We start from the raw sequence: 17,496 nt of genomic DNA on the forward strand, positions 1-17,496 counted from the left end.
TTTCCTGTCCGAATCACACACGGATTCTGACTCAAAATAGAGCTTGACCAGGTTTTCTGTCAGAATCGAGACCGGATTCTGACTCAAAATCGTGCTTTTCCAGGATTCCTGTCCGAATCACACACCCATTCTGACTCAAAATCGTGCTTTTCCAGGTTTCCTGTCAGAATCACGCACCAATTCTGACTCAAAATAGAGCTTGACCAGGTTTTCTGTCAGAATCGAGACCGGATTCTGACTCAAAATGGCGCTTACATGGGTTTCCTGTCAGAATCACGCACCAATTCTGACTAAAATCGTGCTTAACCCGATTTCCTGTCCGAATCACACACGAATTCTGACTCAAAATCAAGCTTAACCCGATTTCCTGTCCGAATCACACACGGATTCTGACTCAAAATAGAGCTTGACCAGGTTTTCTGTCAGAATCGAGACCGGATTCTGACTCAAAATCGTGCTTTTCCAGGATTCCTGTCCGAATCACACACCCATTCTGACTCAAAATCGTGCTTTTCCAGGTTTCCTGTCAGAATCACGCACCAATTCTGACTCAAAATAGAGCTTGACCAGGTTTTCTGTCAGAATCGAGACCGGATTCTGACTCGAAATGGCGCTTAACCCGATTTCCTGTCAGAATCACACACGGATTCTGACTCAAAATCAAGCTTAACCCGATTTCCTGTCAGAATCGAGACCGGATTCTGACTCAAAATCAAGCTTAACCCGATTTCCTGTCAGAATCTCACACGAATTCAAAACAAATAATTTCCTTTAATTAACAATGTACCTCTAACACTTTATTACGAGACCTTTTTCGGACATACGATACTCTATTCTCTCAAGTATCAATGATTTGAGAAGATTTTCGATCATTTAATTCGTTATTTAACAAAAATTCACCACCACCATTTATGCCCGATAACTGAATGTATGTCCAGAAAATTTTTGCGATGAATAGGTTAATTGACTTAATGCCATTTGTTCCTCAGGCAAATAAATAGTATTTCTTTTTCCTGCATTAAGCTGAAATATACGGGATTAAAAAACAGTGTATTTGATGAAAAAAGGACCCCACGTCCGGAAAAGCTCGATGTTTTAATAGTAACCTAAACTAAAAACCTTTCTGAACGATAGCAGTTTACCTCCTAAAGTTTTTATTGTTTTGGACTAGTTCAATCTCGGGTAAATGGTTTGTGTTGAAGTAATAAAGGTGCATCCACTCTAACACATTCTATTGTTGTATGGACTTTAGCATCAAGAAGAAATTTCAACAAAAAGATTATTAAACGGGAGGATATAACGATGAAAAAGAAAATTGTTCAATTAGCTACAATGTTTGGAATGTTATTAATAGGCGGATTGGAAGTCTCTGCTGCACAAAAAGATAATGAGTCATTTATCACGAATGGACACTCGCTTGTTCCAATCGATGAGGTTTTATATGTATTTGATGTCAGCTATAGTTGGGACGAATCTACCCAAACAGTTGTGATGACAAGAGGGGAACAAACCGTTGACTTAAAAGTCGGTGCAAATGAGATGACTGTCAATGGAGTAAAACAACCATTACCAACGGCCGCTAGAGTTGTCAATAGCCGCACGTATATACCGATACGGGCAGTTGGAGAATCTCTTGGTTTACTTGTAAGTTGGGATGCGGATCAGCAATTAACGATTATTCAAACACCAACTCTACGTACCGGTATGACTATCTATGCGCCTGATGCTCTTGTGAAATCATGGCAAGGTATTGGCAAGTAAACAGTTATAAGAAGAGAAGGCCAGCCCCAGTCCAAAAATCAGTGTACCAGGGGCTGGCATTAAATCAAACTCACCCTTACTTTTAACAATTGAGTGATGTGCATCTCAATTTTCAACCTGAAATTCAATGAAACAACTTCCTTGAGTGTTATTGCCATCTATTTGGATAGAGTACGATTTTTCCTCTGCAGCGAACTGGTATTTTCCACCCTCATCCGACGAAAAAGTCTTCTTGAATAGTTCTCCTTTTCTGTTTCGAAGAGTGATTGTAAGAGTCCCTTTTTCCACTTTTGCAGAATAACTTACAATAACTACAGATCCTTTTTTAAATCGAAAATAAAAATATTTGAATCCATGGAACAGTTTATACGTTGCACGGCAGGAACGTTTTGTATAAGAATCTGTGTAATCCAAATATTTACCGCTGCTAAAACGCAATATTCTTTTTTTCCATAAGAACCAGCCTATAAGCAGCAATATGGTGATTGGAATAAGTTCTAACAACTCATCTGTAAGTTGATTATCCAACATTTTTTTCCCCTTTCACCAAAAAGTGCTTTTGAAATGCTAACTTAAAAGTGTAACAATTTCAATAAATATATTACAACAATGCCAGCAAAGAATGTTGTAAGAATATAAGCTCCATTCCAAATAAATCCCACTTTGATACTGCTTGCTTTTACAGCATTTCTAATTAGCATATTAATTCCATTGAACGGACTAAGAATTGATGAAAGACACCATGCTAATATTAGGATAAAAGCTATTACAATCGGACTTGATCCTATTGAAACTGGATCAATTTGCATAATTAAAATCGGAACAATAATAATTTGATGAATTCCAATGAAAGCTAAAAGTACAACTATTAAAATAGTTAGACTGGCGAATAACAGGAATGATATAGAGGATACACTTGTAAGTACTTGACCGAACCACTTTGAAATCCCTGTATGGCTTAAAGCATTTCCAAATAAGCCTGCACTTAAGAATAACACAATTTCATTGCTTGTATTCGGAAGATTGTTTACAAAACGCTTGATTTCTATAAGCAGTTCCTTCCATTTCCCTTGAAATCCTCCAAGAACAAACGGACTAGCAATTGCAAATAAGCTAACTAGCAACAACATCGGCCTACCGGTCAATTGTTCTAGAAACAATAATAATACAGTCATAATAGTAATGGAAATAAAGAGTTTTAAGAGATTACTACTGTGGGCCTTCCTTTCTTCTTTTTCTATATTTTCATTCTGATCCTGCACAAGGGTAGATTTTTCCCTTTGAAAAATGTTATTAATCCTAAACAATCGATTTCCAATTATAAATTGAATAAATGCAAACGATACACCAATGAAAACATACTGACTAACCTTTATATTCATTAAAAAAAGAACTAACGTCGCCGAGGCAAAATATGGAGACCAGACCATTGCAGTTGAATATCCCAAAAAATAGGCCCTAGCAAGTAATTCAGGCTTTAATTCCAAATCTTTTACAATGTCATGAGTAACCCGTACCGAACCAAGATTTAAAATAGGGGCTATCATCGACATAAAAAAGGATAACCCAAAATACACCTTTTTGGGTGACCTCTCCGAATTATTCAAGAAATAATAAGCAGCGTTTAGGTATCCACTTAACTTCAAAGGTATTGAAAATAACGGAACCATTAGAATTAAAACTAGGATTGCCATATTTTCATGGAGACCCTCTATACTTGTAAATATATCTACCCCATTGAAACAATTAATAATTAGACCTAATAAAACTAAAGTTAACCCCATGATTTTCGGTGATTTACTAGCAGACCAAAGGCTGAAAATTAGAACAACTGTTATAAAAATTGAAAGAAAGTAATGTAGTAGAGAAGTTTGAACGAAATAATTAATTAAATACAAAATGCACATCCCTAAAATAAACAGACTCCTAATTGTAATTCCTCCTTTCTATCAACATGAAATAAGATTAACTGCTATAGATGTCAGTTAATCTTATTTCATAAAAATTTTTAAATTTATTACCTAACTAGGCAAGGACGCTTATTATCAAATTTCCACCCTGGAATTAAGTATTGCATAGCAATCGAGTCATCTCTCGCACCTAACCCCATTTTCTTATAAACCTCATGAGCTTGTTGAATTTTGTCCATATCTACTTCAATCCCTAGACCTGGCTTTTCAGGAACTTTAATTTTTCCATCGACAATTTGTAAAGGATCCTTTGTCAACTGTTGGCCATCCTGCCAGATCCAATGTGTATCGATTGCTGTGATTTCCCCTGGAGCAGCCGCTGCCACATGTGTAAACATCGCTAAAGAAATATCAAAGTGATTATTAGAATGCGAACCCCATGTTAAGCCCCAATCGGCACACATTTGAGCAACACGTACAGAACCTTGCATTGTCCAGAAATGTGGATCTGCAAGCGGAATATCTACAGCATGCAGCTGAACAGCGTGGCCCATCTGACGCCAATCAGTCGCAATCATATTTGTTGCAGTTGGTAAGCCGGTTGCTTTCCTAAACTCGGACATGACCTCACGGGCTGAAAATCCTCCCTCTGCTCCACAAGGATCCTCGGCATATGCTAAAACATGATGTTGATCCTTACAAAGTCGGATTGCTTCTTCTAGCGACCATGCACCGTTTGGATCTAATGTAATACGGGCATCAGGGAAACGTTTGGCCAACGCTGTCACTGCCTCAATTTCCTCTTCACCACGTAAAACGCCACCTTTTAATTTGAAATCATGAAACCCATAACGCTCATAAGCTGCTTCCGCAAGGCGAACGACTGCCTCAGGTGTTAAAGCCTCTTCATGACGTAAACGGAACCAATCATTTTCTGCATCCTGATCACTTAAATAGGCAAGATCTGTTTTGCGGCGATCGCCTATATAGAATAAATATCCAAGCATTTCAACTTCTGTTCGTTGTTGACCTTCACCTAATAGAGCAGCAACAGGCACCTGAAGATATTTCCCCAATAAATCTAGTAATGCAGCTTCTAATGCTGTAACCGCATGAATCGTAATGCGTAGATCAAAGGTTTGTAAGCCTCGCCCAGCTGCATCTCGGCCAGCAAATAGTTTCCTAACCTGATTCAAAATATTATTATAATTTCCAATTGATGCACCTATTAATAATGACTTCGCATCTTCTAATGTTTTTCTGATTCCTTCACCACCAGGAACCTCGCCAACCCCAACGTTCCCGCTGTTATCTTTTAAGATAACTACATTTCTTGTAAAATACGGTCCATGTGCCCCACTTAAATTTAATAGCATGCTATCATTACCCGCAACGGGTATAACTGACATCTCCACAATTGTAGGTGTATCGTGTTTTATTTTCATAGCTGATTCCATTAAAATCCTCTCCCAATCTTTTGGTATATACTTGTAGTAAGTTTTAATTGAGCAATTTTACCTTATATAGCATTATTTACAGGTTGATCGTCTATCTTTTTCGTTTTGCGATAATCAAGAAAGGCATAGATTAGTGATCCAGCAATTAATGCCCAAATCACAAGGGCAATTGGCCCTTTTGTAAAGAAAATCGTTAGATCACCGCTACTGCTTTTTAAACTATCGATAAAATACTTTTCAAGGTCTGCTCCTAAAATAAAGCCAATTAAAAACGGGATTACCTGAATGCCAATTTTCACAAATAGATAACCAGCAAAACCAAATAGTATTAGTGTCCAAACATCGAATAATACCCCATTATTAATAGCGTATGAACCAACTACACACATCACAATAATAATTGGATAAATAACAGACTTCGGTATATAAATAATTTTTGCAAAGTACTTAATCGAGAAGAACATCATTATAAACATAAAGATATTAGCGATAATTAAAGAGTAAATGATTCCATCCCATAATTCTGGGTTAGAACTAATGAATAAAGGTCCCACTTGAATTCCTTGTAACAAAAACGCTCCGACTAAGACAGCTGTTGTACTGTCTCCAGGAATACCTAAAGATAATAATGGAACTAATGCACCGCCAGTTAAGCCATTGTTAGATGCTTCACTCGCAATAAGTCCTTCAGGTTCCCCAGTCCCTAACTTTTCTGGATGTTTCGAGAAATTTTTTGTTGTAGAGTAAGCTGTAATCGAAGCGGCACTCCCACCAAGTCCAGGGAGAACACCTATAAATGTCCCAATTATTGAAGAACGAATGGTATTAATGGTTTGTCCCTTAAATATTTTGAAAGAAAACCTATTTTTCTTATTTTTTTCGAATTTAATAGATTGATGTGCTGAAACCTTCATCCCATCTTCTGCTTCTTCTAATATTTGTGTGATTGCAAATAGCCCAATTAAAACTGGCAGAAGTGAAAAACCATAAATTAATTCTTCTTCCAAGAATGAAGGAACAAGTCTCATTTCGTGATTATCGGCAAACGTTCCAATTAAGCTTAGATAGACACCGAATAAACCACTAAAAATGCCTCCAAGTAAACTTCCTTTTGATATTGAAGCAATAACTGTCAATGCAAATACAATAATTAAAAACTTTTCAACTGATGAGAATTTAATTGCCACAGATGCAAGAATAGGAGTGAAAAGATATAAAACAACTAAACTAATTACACCACCTATTAATGAAGCGGTTATTCCAATTTTCAGTGCCTTTTCGCCTTCACCTTTTTGTGTCATAGGATATCCATCAAATGTCGTACACAGTGAAGAAGGAGTTCCAGGAATATTTATTAAGGTAGCCGGTACTAATCCACCACTAATTCCTCCAACGTATAAACCTAGTAATAAAGCGATAGAATCAATAATGTCTAACGAATACGTAATTGGTAGAAAAATAGCGATCGCCATCGTAGCTGTCATCCCTGGAATAGCTCCAAAAATGATTCCTACAAGAACACCTAGAAAACAAAACAGGATTGTCATTGGTGATAAAAACTCAAGTAAATCCATTGCATGTCACCTGCCTTACGGTAAAGTAATATTAAATACTGTTCCAAATAAATACCAAATAACAACAGAAGTAGTAACTGAATTTGCTATAGAGACAATGATTGTTTTTCTTTTGAAGTTTCCGATAAATAAAAGCATGATTAAAAACATAAAAAGAATACTAGCAGCTAAAAACCCAATTATCTCAAGTGAAGAAACATAAACAATCAGTAATACAATCGTTCCAAAAAATTTTAACTTATCGTAGTCTTCCTTAAAGAACCTTGGTTGGAATTTAAACTTTCCTTGCTTTATTCTTTTTCTTACATTCGTTAAAACTATTAGTATTAATAAAAAGATAAGGATGGTTGAAATTATTTTAGGAAAGATTAGATGGTATTCACTATAGGTCATTTCAATTGTTAAGAGGTCTTTCAATTATGCCACCTTCCTTCTTGGGTTGTAATCAATTGGAAAAACATGATTTTGGCGTTAATGCCAATTTTAATGTTGTTCTTTAACTATAGTCCTTTAATGAAGTGAACCTTAATAAAGTTAAAGTCAGGCTGTCTGAACTCATGTACAGACAGCCATACGGTAATGCGGAGATTATTTTGCTATATCATCTAATTTCGGTGCATTTTGGATGATATATCGTAATGTATCTCTCTTTTCTAGTAGATAATCGACTGATTCAGCTTGTGGTTTATAATTAGCCATATACGCATTTTTCAATAAGTCATTTTGATAGCCGTCAGTTTCTGCAGCTTTGGCAACAGCTTGGTCTAAAGCTGTTAAGAAGGTTTGATCAATATCCTTCGGAAGGATAAAGAAGAATTCCTTATCAAAAACAAACTCTTTCCCATTTACTGTAATCCCTTGTTCAGCAAAAGTTGGAATATCGTAGCCTTCAACTCTATCTCCAGCTGTAAGTCCTAAAAACTTCATTTTAATCTTGGAGTCTACTTCATCTTTTGTATACTCGTTATTGGCACCAATGGAACCATGAATAATATCAACATTTCCATCCCATAGTGCTTGGTCTTTATCTTTTTGTGAACCAGTCACGTAAACTTTAATACGATCTGATACTTCGGTGCCATATTGCTCTTTAACCCATAAATAGAAACCATCAAAACCAATTTGTGACACGCCACCAGCTTCAATTGCTACCGAAAGTTCTTCTGATGGATTATTTTTTAACCATTCAGCAGCTTCTGCCATTGTGTTATATGGTGCATCTGCTGACGTTAAAAATGCATTCCCTGGATTTGTTGCAAAAACAGGACCAATTGTCCAATTTTCTAGGGCATTTTTTTCATCAAAGCTTCCATATTCAACTCCTAAGTATGCCATATCATGGAATACCATAACTTCGCTGCCGTCATTTTTAGCTTTTGCTAATTCGTTAAAAGCTCGTTCGCTGCCGACTGCATCTACTTTTATGTTCGTATCTAATGTTTCTGCTATATTTCTACTTATTAGATCCGCGATTTGGTATGTGTCGCCACCCGTTGAAGTCGAACCAATTAGTACCCTTATTCTAGAAAGATCAACTGCTGCTGTTCCCTCATCACTTGATTCTGATGTTTCTGATGTCTGCTCTTTTGTTTGTTCTTCTGTTCCAGTACTTTCACTACCACACGCTACTAAAAACAGTCCTAACAAAGCCACCATTAAAAAAGATAATAATTTCTTCATGCATACACCTCTTAGTAAGTTTTTTTGATGTAACCGATTACAACTATATCTAAATAAGCCGAACCGACTCGTGGTTACCAATAAAACAAGATTGCTATTATTATAGAAAAAGGGGATGGGAACTCCCCTTTTCTGTTACTTCACAAAAACAGTTTTAATAGAAGTAAAGAATTCTTTGGCTGCCTGTCCTTGTTCACGTGAATGTGAGCTTGATTGTTTCATACCACCAAATGGTGCTTGTAATTCAACTCCAGCACTTTCGGCATTAATTCTAATTAACCCTGCATCCATTTCATTTATAAATGAGAGCATTTTTTGGATATTAGTAGTGAAGATTGACGCACTTAATCCAAATGGAACATCATTCGCAAGTTCTAAAGCGCCTTCAAGTGATTCCGCTTTCATTAGTGCTAGAACTGGTCCGAAGATTTCTTCTTGGGCAAGCGTCATATCCTTTGTGACATTTTCAAATACAGTTGGTTCAATAAAATAGCCTTTATCATACTCTTCACCTGATAGTCTATTACCACCTGTAAGAAGGGCTGCACCTTCCTCTTTTCCTTTTTGAATATAATAAAGCACTGTATTTAATTGACTTTCACTAGCACTTGGTCCCATCCAAACTCCATCCTGAGTACCATTACCAACTTTAATTTCCTTTACCTTTTCAATCAGCTTTTCCTTAAATTCGTCATATACGTCCTCTTCAACAATGACACGGCTTGTTGCTGTACATTTTTGACCAGTTGAACGTAAGCCTCCGCTGATTGTCGCTTCAACTGCAAGATCAATATCAGCATCTGCAGCTACAATAACAGGATTCTTTCCGCCCATTTCAAGCTGATATTTTCCACCTCGAGCAAGCACAGTTTGTCCGATTTGCTTACCAACGCCACTTGATCCAGTAAATGTAATTCCGTTTACATCTGGATGGTCTGCCAATCCCTGACCAATAATTGAACCCGCACCAGTTACCATATTAATAACACCTGCTGGTAAACCTGCATCCGCAAAGCATTCGAGAACCTTTGCACATGTAATCGCTGTTTCTGTAGCTGGCTTAATGACAACGGAATTCCCATATATTAAAGCTGGCGCTATTTTCCAAATAGGAATTGCAACTGGAAAGTTCCAAGGCGTAATTACACCAACAACCCCTAATGGTGCTCTTGTTGTAAACATTAAGGCACTAGGATCTGTCGAAGGTATCACATCGCCAACACTTCTTAAGCCCTCACCAGCATAATAACGAAGAATTGCTATTCCACGAGCAGTTTCACCTTTCGCCTCAGGCAGGGTTTTACCCATTTCTCTTGTCATTGTTTCTGCAACTTCATCTAATCTACTTTCAAGGATATCTGCTACCTTATAAAGGTACTTTCCTCGGGAGTCACCAGATAATTTCCCCCAAGACTTTTGTGCATTTTTAGCTGCAGAGACTGCACAATTTAAATCTTCTTTTGTGGATTGCTGGACAAAACCAACGACGTCATCGATATTTGCAGGATTACTATTTTTAACTACCTCGTTTGTACTTGAAGCAACCCAGTTACCATTTATATAGTTCAAGTACGATTTTTTTTCAGTTTGTAACGCCATTTTTAACCTCCGATTTTTTCACATCATTTTATAGGAAAACCTAGGAGATGTTGCTTTGAGTTTCTAAATATTTACTAAGTATTAAATAACTGCTTTATTATTCGCAGGGTACTTTTCAAATGCTTTCTTTAGTATTTGTTCTAATTGTTGGTAATGGTCCTTTTCAACTGGTGTTACAGGCGGTCTTACTGATGTTGAAACTGGTAAACCTACAATTTCCATTCCCGCTTTTATAAGTGCAACTGCATATCCTTTTCTTTGTTTTCTAATTCGATTGATTGGTAGAATCACATCTTGATAGAGATCTCGTACTAGTTGCTTGTTATCATCAAGAAGTGCGTTATAGAACATTCTTGAAATATGCGGAATATAATTAGAGATTGCAGATGAATAAGAATCAAATCCTAATGGTAAATATGCTGGATGGGTTACTTCAGCCATTGGCATTCCATTTAACCAACTTAAACGATTACCAATTGCTGTCGTTAACTCAATATTCAAATCCATATTTCCAATACCATCTTTTAATCCAACAACTTGTGGAAGCTCTACTAATTTCTTGACAGCATCTAATTGCAGAACAGCATTTGCTCGGTTATAGACAATAGCATTTAGATCTGTGCTGTTAATGATTGTTTTATAATAATCTAAAACACCTTGTTGTTCCCCTTCTATTAAATATGGAGGTAAAATTAAATATCCTTCTGCTCCATACTTTGCAGAAATCTCTGCTCTTTCGATCGCTTCAGTTATATTACCACCGACACCTGTATAAACAGGAACCTTACCATCAACTACTGACATTGCTAATTCAACAGTAGATTCAAATTCTTTAGTGCTAAGCGCATGATACTCCCCTGCTCCGCAAGATACAAAGATTGCCTCTAATCCTTCTTCAAGTAAAAAAGTAATATTACGAGTTAAGCCCTTTTCATCAATATTTCCGCTTTCGTTAAAAGGTGTAACAGGAAATCCTAATATCCCTGTTGGTGCTTTTCTATTATTTGTCATATCTATTCCCTCACTTTTCTTTTATATTTTATTTAAATTACTAATACTAGCTAAGACTTTATTTCTTACATAATCTAGGTGTCGATACATGCTAGTAAAAGATTTAATTGGATCCCTTTTTTCTAATGCAATATAAATGTCCTTATGCTGTTGAATCGTTATACTTTTATTTCTATTTTCTAATGCGATATTTTCCAATGTTTTATCGTACATATTTAGCAAAGGGTCAATAATCCCTTCTGTGATAGAATTACTGGCGCTATGTGCGATGATTCTATGAAACTCACGATCTACAGCAGAATAATCACTTTCAGCAATCTCCATCTTTTCGATTGTTTCTTGTAAACGTTTTAGGTCAAACTCTGAAATTTTTTCAGCCGCTAAGGTTACTAATCCTAATTCTTGAGAAAGACGTGATTCCAGAATGGACTCAATATTCCCAGCCGAGAGCGCTAACATAATGCGATATGGATTACTACCAATTTTATCTGAAAAGTAGGTTCCATCTCTTGTTTTGCGGTGTATAAGACCAATCGTTTCTAATGAACTTAAGGCTTCACGTAAAACAGGTCGACTTACAAACAGCATCTCCATTAATTCCATTTCTGAAGGAAGTTTATCACCTGGATTGAGCTGCCCGCTCATAAGCAAATCAATAATCTGATCAATGACTTGATTTGATAGCGTTTTCCTTTTTACGGATTTCATCTTGACTTGAGCCAATTTTCCATCCAAGTTGCATCCGCCTCTCTTTTTCAATTGCTTGAAAATTTATTCTCTTGTTTGATGATTTTATTGTAAGACAAATAAAATAATCTGTCAATTCAAAATCGTAACTTTATTTATTTGTAAGACAAATTAAATTCATTATGCTATCAAAAAAAAAGCAAAAAGTACCACACAGGTACCCAGAGTGTAGAGAAAGGGGTATTTTTTCTCTACACTCTTTTTTGTTTAATGAAAATTAACCTAATATAAATATGAGATAGAATAAGAAAATATCACTCCCAACCACCTAGCCAAGTTTCGCTAGATGGTTGGCAATCTTTTTCATATTCTGGCAAGCTGCTGTAAGTAGCACTTGCTCACTTGCATTTTTAATTCCTCGTAACCGGCAGTAGCGAAGCCCATGCAGTTCTTTTGAATCTGCAAAGCTTCGCTCTACGGTTTCTTTTCTATATTTATAAAGAATTTTTCCTCCTGAAGATAATCGGTTAAGTCTCACCTTCTCTTTATGTTCTTCCCAAACATGTCGTGTGACCACTTTTTGCTTATTTTTTGACCGTGTACATTGTTGTAGGAGAGGGCAATTTGTACATTTTTTAGAGTCGGATTTATATTCACGATATCCTTCCCTTGTTGTGGTACGATAATTTAATTGTTCACCATTGGGACAGACATATACATCTGTATCCGCATCATATGTAAATTTCCACTTTTGAAAAAGTCCTCTTGTCGGTTGATATCTTCTGTGGGCAATTACACCAAAGATCTCACGATCAAATAATCCCTTACATATTGGATTTGTTAAGTATCCAGAATCTAGTGCCACCGCTTCTACGTTAAAATCAAATCGTGAGATTTGACGATCTAATCGCTTGAGATAAGGAACTGAATCATGGACATTACCGGGAGTTACAAAGGCATCTGTTATAATATTGTATTTAATATCGGTTGTACGGTGGTCTAGATAACAGAACATTTCTTGCTTATTATCACGTGACATAAATCCACAATCCGGATCAGTTGTACTCTTCCGGATTTCTTTCGTTTCATTCACCTCCTCTTTTTCCTTTAGAGGCTTTTTTCCATGTTTTACTCGATCTTCCTCAATGGCTTTATTTAATTCCTCTACATATTCACGTGTCTCCACTTCAACTTCTTCTTTTATAAATTTATGCTTATTTGCATTTGCCTTTAAATGAGTTGAATCAGTAAACAAGACTCTCCCACCAACCATTTTGTGATTAATGGCTTGCATAACACTTTCATCAAAGATCTCTTGAAAAATGTCAGTATCTTTAAAACGCATTCGACGGTTCCAACTAATAGTGGAGTGGTGTGGCACTGGATCAGTTAATTTAAGACCAAGAAACCAGCGGTAAGCAATGTTCATTTGTATTTCACGTTCAAGTTGTCTTTCTGAACGGATACCGTAAATATAACCAATAAACATCATCTTAAATAAAATAAGTGGATCCAACGAAGGACGTCCATTATCTTCGCAATAGTACGGTCGAACTCTTTCTGGAATAAATGAAAAGTCTATGTACTTATCGATTTTTCTTAATAGATGATCTTCAGGGACAAGGTCTTCGATAGATACAAATTCAACTTCGTTTTGAGTATTTTTTCTAGTGTTAAACATACTAATCACCATCCTATCTATATTACTTATATTATACCAAATTAACGCGGTGAATTGTTAAAGTTAATGTGAAAAAAATAGACTGTCGAGGGTTTCTCGACAGCCTGAGTACCACACAGGTACCTTTTGCTGCTTTTCAATGCATATAAAAGAAATAAAAGAGACAAAACTTTTGTCTAGCTTCCATCATAAAAGTAATTATTTCTTGGAATATATGTAGTCTTTTAGCTAGTTTTAATAATTCGTTTTCTTACAAAATCTAAGTGCTGAAACATGGCAGCCATTGCGGCTTCAGGGTCTCTATTTTTTAATGCATCATAAATAGCTACATGCTGCTTATATGTCTCATTACGATCCCGGTCCTCTAACGATACCAGCTTAATTGTTTTATCAAACATTTCTAATAGAGGGTCAATAAACCCCAATAAGATCGGATTGCTTGCGCTTGAAGCTATTATAAGATGAAATTGACGATCCGCTTCCGTGGTATCGTCTGCATTTTTAAATTGCTTTAATACCTCTTCAAGCTTTAACAAATCGTCATCAGAAATTTTCTCAGCAGCTAATGCAACCATACCTGTTTCTATCGATATCCTCGTTTCCATGATTGCATTTGCATTACCAGCTGAAAGTGCTAGCATTAACGAGAACGGCTCACTTCCTATTTGCTTTGCAAAATGACTTCCTTCTCTAGTTTTGCGGGTTATAATCCCCAGTGTTTCTAGGGAACTTAGCGCTTCTCGAATAACTGGTCTACTTACGCCTAGCATTTTCATTAGTTCCATTTCTGAAGGCAAACTATCACCTGGATTAAATCTTCTTTTTAATAATAAATCAATAATTTCGTCAATTACCTGTTTTGATAAGGTCTGCCGTTTTACAGAATTTATTTTAATATCGGAATTATTTCCCATACAAATAACCTACTTTCTATACTTTTCCGATGAGTTTATCTAACTTTATACCATTATAACAGGTTTAATTAACTCTTGTGAGGTATGATGGCCATTTCACCTTGCTTTATGCAATAAAAGTGCCTAATGTTAACTCTTTTCATAATTAAGAACAGGCTTCAAAATCTAAACCTTCTCATACCAATCTAAATCTTCCTTCTATAACATGAAAAAAGACTAACTACTTAAAGAAGCTAGTTAATCTTATTTCATACTAAATTCATATATAGTATACGTTAAATATGCCTACAACTTAGTAAGGGCGGCAGTTATCAAGAAGGTTCTAGTACCTCCAGCACATGTTCAATTTTATCTATACTTAACTTAATGTTAAATGACTGCCTTATTGTTTCGAGGATATTTTTCAAATGCCGTTTTTAAAATTTCTTCAAGTTGTGTGTAGTGATACTTTTCTACAGCAATAATAGGTGGCCTAGCTGTATTATTTACTGGTAATCCGATAATATCCATGCCCGCTTTAATTAAAGATACCGCATAGCCTTTTCTTGATTTACGAATACGATTGATTGGTAGAATGACATCTTGATAGATTTCATTCACTCGCTGTTGGTCCCCTTTAAGTAGGGCATTATAAAATGCTCTTGAAATATGAGGAATATAGTTAGATATAGCAGATGAATATGAATCAAACCCTAATGGCACATAGGCTGGCTGCGTTACTTCCGCCATTGGCATTCCGTTTAACCAGCCTAAACGACTACCAATCGTTTGTGTTAATTCAATATTTAAATCCATATTACCGAGTCCATCTTTTAAGCCAACTAACTGCGGAAAATCTGTTAATCTTTGGACTGCCTCTAATTGCAAGACTGCATTTGCTCTTTGATAGATGATTGCGTTTAAATCCGTACTTGTTATGATAGCTTTATAGTATTGATAAATTCCTTCCTGTTCACCTTCGATTAGGTAAGGAGGTAAAATCAGGTATCCATCAGCTCCAAGTTTTTCTGAAGTTTCTGCCTTCTCAGTAGCTTCTGATAAATTCCCACCTACCCCTGTATAAACTGGAACCCTTCCATCTACAACTGAAACTGCTATCTCTATCATCAACTCATATTCTTTACGACTAATAGCATTAAACTCACCTGAACCGCAAGCAATAAAAATAGCCTCTAGTCCTTCATCAAGTAAGAATTCAATATTACGAGTTAAAGACTTTTCATCAATACATCCATTCTCATTATAAGGAGCTACTGGAAACCCTAATATTCCTGTTGGCGCTTTCCTAATATTTGACATTTTTTTCCCTCACTTTTCTCTTTCAATTATTGGTAACAATATATGGGACTTATATGATTCATTGTGATGAACTTGATTAACAGCAGTAATGAAAGATTCCTCACTTTCACTACTAATACTTCCTCCCGAATTACTGTTCCGATCATACTTTGGAAAATTACTGCTTGATACTTCTAAGCGAATACGGTGACCTACTTTAAAAACATTTGAGGTAGCAGCCATTTCAATTTTGATTTTATAAATAGTCCCTTGTTCCATTAATTCAGGTGAGTCAAATGAATGACGGTAACGCACGCGCAGGATTCCTTCTGTAAGAATTTCTGCACGGCCATCTGGATGAACATCAACAAGTTTCCCTGTAAAATCAGTATCTTTCGCACTGGAGGAAATATAAAGTATTAACTCAATAGGACCCGTCACCTCCGTTGCTTCAAGTAAAGGTTCAGAAGTATAACAAAGTACATCATCGCGATCCTCAACACTACTCTGATCTAATGGCCCTGATATATGTTCATTGGCAAAATGTATATTGCCTCCTCTAGTTGGCACAGGTCTTTTTGGATTGTAAAGATAAACATCTGAAGGTTCATTTTTAGGTTCCGCTGCAGAAAGTACACCATCACCGTTTGCTCTGTTAGCATTACCATTACTATGTAAATAATAAGGACGATATTTTGTATCAGGTAACGGCCAATCTTCTTCATCACGCCATTCATTAATACCCATAACAAATAGCTTGACTGGTTTTTCCTCCTTAGTTTGGTTATCAATACCTTTAAGCCATTTATTAAACCACTCAATTAATAAACCCGTATGGTCGATCCCATCTAAGCCCGCCTTCATTCCGTATTCGTGCTCGGCAAATGTCCCCGTATTATTGGTATGTGTCCATGGTCCAATAATTAAGCGTTGATTTTTCTTTGCGATTTCACTGGAACTTCTCTGCTTAATTCCCTGAAAGTTTTTTAATGTTCCTCGAAGGAAAATATCATACCATCCAGCAGTGTGCAGAGCTGGTACGGAAATATCATGATAGAACTCTCTAAAAGAACTACTCTTCCAGTAATCATCTTTAACCGAATGTGTTAGCCATTCTTTGTATACTGGCCAATACTCGTTAAATTCTGCGGATTCCAATAGTGGTAGTTTCTCTACATTAAACGGATAAGACTTTCCACTTTGAAGAAACTCTATAAACTCTTTAGGCATCTCTTTTCCCTGCTCTAAAGCTCGTTTTACAATGACCGTAAAAAACATTCGAGTTGTCCAACTTAGTGTCCCTCCAAGTTCAAGTGCACCACCCCTATAGGCAAGATCTTCATAAAAATCAGATGGAGTAAGATGAGGGGCAATTGCTTTTAAAGCAGCAGGTTTTCTCTTTGCAGCAAGGATTTGTGTCATCCCATGATATGAACCGCCAATCATCCCAATATTCCCATCGCACCATGACTGAGCTGCAATCCAATTGATTGTATCTTCTCCATCTTCCGCCTCTTGATTAATAGGCAGAAACTCTCCTTCAGAAGCACCCGTACCACGTACATCTTGAACAACAACGATAAACCCTGCTTGCACAAGTCTTAGTATGTCTGGTCTGTCAAAAAACTTAGGTCTCTCTTTGTCATACGGCAACCTTCTAAGTAAGACTGGTAAAGCCTTTTCCACACAAGGTCGGTATACATCAGCCGCTAGTTTCACGTGATCCTTCATGGGTATCATTATATTTTTTTCTATTTTTATTTCCATTTAACCTAATCTCCTTTGAACGGAAAAAGTGTATGATAAAAATTACGGATACTTGGGGTAGATGAGTGATTTATGGGCTCAATTGAGATGTTTTGATTACCATAAATCCATTTCTTCCTTTTTTTACGGTCACCTAGCTCATACTTTAGTTATCGCTAGACCTCGTTTTTGAATTAC

General features: G+C 36.4%; 14 protein-coding genes. 1 reads left to right on the forward strand and 13 read right to left on the reverse strand.

All coding sequences use genetic code 11. The features are described 5' to 3' along the window. Nucleotides 1–1,302 precede the first annotated feature (1,302 nt). Nucleotides 1,303–1,761: a copper amine oxidase N-terminal domain-containing protein gene (locus tag C1724_RS16170; protein ID WP_102347737.1), complete on the forward strand. Its 459-nt coding sequence runs from the start codon at nucleotides 1,303–1,305 to the stop codon at nucleotides 1,759–1,761. A gap of 105 nt (nucleotides 1,762–1,866) precedes the next feature. Here C1724_RS16170 and C1724_RS16175 read toward each other — a convergent pair whose 3' ends face one another. The 13 genes from C1724_RS16175 to C1724_RS16235 form a co-directional block, all read right to left on the reverse strand. Beyond that, the gene (locus C1724_RS16175) at nucleotides 1,867–2,289 is read right to left on the reverse strand and encodes a hypothetical protein (protein WP_142386561.1); all 423 of its coding nucleotides are present in this window, start codon (nucleotides 2,287–2,289) and stop codon (nucleotides 1,867–1,869) included. Between the two features lie 44 nt (nucleotides 2,290–2,333). After that, nucleotides 2,334–3,659: a hypothetical protein gene (locus C1724_RS16180; RefSeq protein WP_142386562.1), complete on the reverse strand. Its 1,326-nt coding sequence runs from the start codon at nucleotides 3,657–3,659 to the stop codon at nucleotides 2,334–2,336. 119 nt (nucleotides 3,660–3,778) lie between these two features. After that, the gene (gene gudD / locus C1724_RS16185; RefSeq protein WP_102347740.1) at nucleotides 3,779–5,128 is read right to left on the reverse strand and encodes a glucarate dehydratase; all 1,350 of its coding nucleotides are present in this window, start codon (nucleotides 5,126–5,128) and stop codon (nucleotides 3,779–3,781) included. A gap of 62 nt (nucleotides 5,129–5,190) precedes the next feature. Further along, nucleotides 5,191–6,702 carry a tripartite tricarboxylate transporter permease gene (locus C1724_RS16190; protein ID WP_102347741.1) on the reverse strand — a complete coding sequence of 504 codons (1,512 nt, stop codon included), beginning with the start codon at nucleotides 6,700–6,702 and terminating at the stop codon, nucleotides 5,191–5,193. Between the two features lie 15 nt (nucleotides 6,703–6,717). Continuing rightward, the gene (locus C1724_RS16195) at nucleotides 6,718–7,119 is read right to left on the reverse strand and encodes a tripartite tricarboxylate transporter TctB family protein (protein ID WP_102347742.1); all 402 of its coding nucleotides are present in this window, start codon (nucleotides 7,117–7,119) and stop codon (nucleotides 6,718–6,720) included. Between the two features lie 171 nt (nucleotides 7,120–7,290). Beyond that, a complete protein-coding gene (locus tag C1724_RS16200; protein WP_102347743.1) occupies nucleotides 7,291–8,382 on the reverse strand; it encodes a tripartite tricarboxylate transporter substrate-binding protein in 1,092 nt (363 codons plus the stop codon). A 135-nt stretch (nucleotides 8,383–8,517) separates the two neighbouring features. Then, complete coding sequence (gucD, locus tag C1724_RS16205; protein WP_102347744.1) at nucleotides 8,518–9,981, reverse strand: alpha-ketoglutaric semialdehyde dehydrogenase GucD; 1,464 nt, start codon at nucleotides 9,979–9,981, stop codon at nucleotides 8,518–8,520. 81 nt (nucleotides 9,982–10,062) lie between these two features. After that, a complete protein-coding gene (gene kdgD, locus C1724_RS16210) occupies nucleotides 10,063–10,992 on the reverse strand; it encodes a 5-dehydro-4-deoxyglucarate dehydratase (RefSeq protein WP_102347745.1) in 930 nt (309 codons plus the stop codon). Between the two features lie 21 nt (nucleotides 10,993–11,013). Beyond that, a complete protein-coding gene (locus C1724_RS16215; protein WP_258000421.1) occupies nucleotides 11,014–11,727 on the reverse strand; it encodes a FadR/GntR family transcriptional regulator in 714 nt (237 codons plus the stop codon). Nucleotides 11,728–12,007: 280 nt separating this feature from the next. After that, nucleotides 12,008–13,360: an IS1182 family transposase gene (locus C1724_RS16220; RefSeq protein WP_180994127.1), complete on the reverse strand. Its 1,353-nt coding sequence runs from the start codon at nucleotides 13,358–13,360 to the stop codon at nucleotides 12,008–12,010. Nucleotides 13,361–13,584: 224 nt separating this feature from the next. After that, nucleotides 13,585–14,274: a FadR/GntR family transcriptional regulator gene (locus tag C1724_RS16225; RefSeq protein WP_102347746.1), complete on the reverse strand. Its 690-nt coding sequence runs from the start codon at nucleotides 14,272–14,274 to the stop codon at nucleotides 13,585–13,587. 369 nt (nucleotides 14,275–14,643) lie between these two features. Then, complete coding sequence (gene kdgD, locus C1724_RS16230) at nucleotides 14,644–15,573, reverse strand: 5-dehydro-4-deoxyglucarate dehydratase (protein WP_102347747.1); 930 nt, start codon at nucleotides 15,571–15,573, stop codon at nucleotides 14,644–14,646. A 9-nt stretch (nucleotides 15,574–15,582) separates the two neighbouring features. After that, nucleotides 15,583–17,319 (reverse strand): CocE/NonD family hydrolase, encoded by a 1,737-nt coding sequence (locus C1724_RS16235; RefSeq protein WP_102347748.1) that lies wholly within the window; start codon nucleotides 17,317–17,319, stop codon nucleotides 15,583–15,585. Nucleotides 17,320–17,496: the final 177 nt, after the last annotated feature.

It is taken from the genome of Bacillus sp. Marseille-P3661 (assembly GCF_900240995.1).
Classification (GTDB): Bacteria; Bacillota; Bacilli; order Bacillales; family Bacillaceae_J; genus OESV01.

Coding starts and splice junctions, on each gene's coding strand:
- C1724_RS16170 (WP_102347737.1), top strand. CDS start 1,303: ATGAAAAAGAAAATTGTTCAATTAGCTACAATGTTTGGAATGTTATTA.
- gudD (WP_102347740.1), bottom strand. CDS start 5,128: ATGGAATCAGCTATGAAAATAAAACACGATACACCTACAATTGTGGAG.
- C1724_RS16190 (WP_102347741.1), bottom strand. CDS start 6,702: ATGGATTTACTTGAGTTTTTATCACCAATGACAATCCTGTTTTGTTTT.
- C1724_RS16200 (WP_102347743.1), bottom strand. CDS start 8,382: ATGAAGAAATTATTATCTTTTTTAATGGTGGCTTTGTTAGGACTGTTT.
- gucD (WP_102347744.1), bottom strand. CDS start 9,981: ATGGCGTTACAAACTGAAAAAAAATCGTACTTGAACTATATAAATGGT.
- kdgD (WP_102347745.1), bottom strand. CDS start 10,992: ATGACAAATAATAGAAAAGCACCAACAGGGATATTAGGATTTCCTGTT.
- C1724_RS16220 (WP_180994127.1), bottom strand. CDS start 13,360: ATGTTTAACACTAGAAAAAATACTCAAAACGAAGTTGAATTTGTATCT.
- C1724_RS16225 (WP_102347746.1), bottom strand. CDS start 14,274: ATGGGAAATAATTCCGATATTAAAATAAATTCTGTAAAACGGCAGACC.
- kdgD (WP_102347747.1), bottom strand. CDS start 15,573: ATGTCAAATATTAGGAAAGCGCCAACAGGAATATTAGGGTTTCCAGTA.
- C1724_RS16235 (WP_102347748.1), bottom strand. CDS start 17,319: ATGGAAATAAAAATAGAAAAAAATATAATGATACCCATGAAGGATCAC.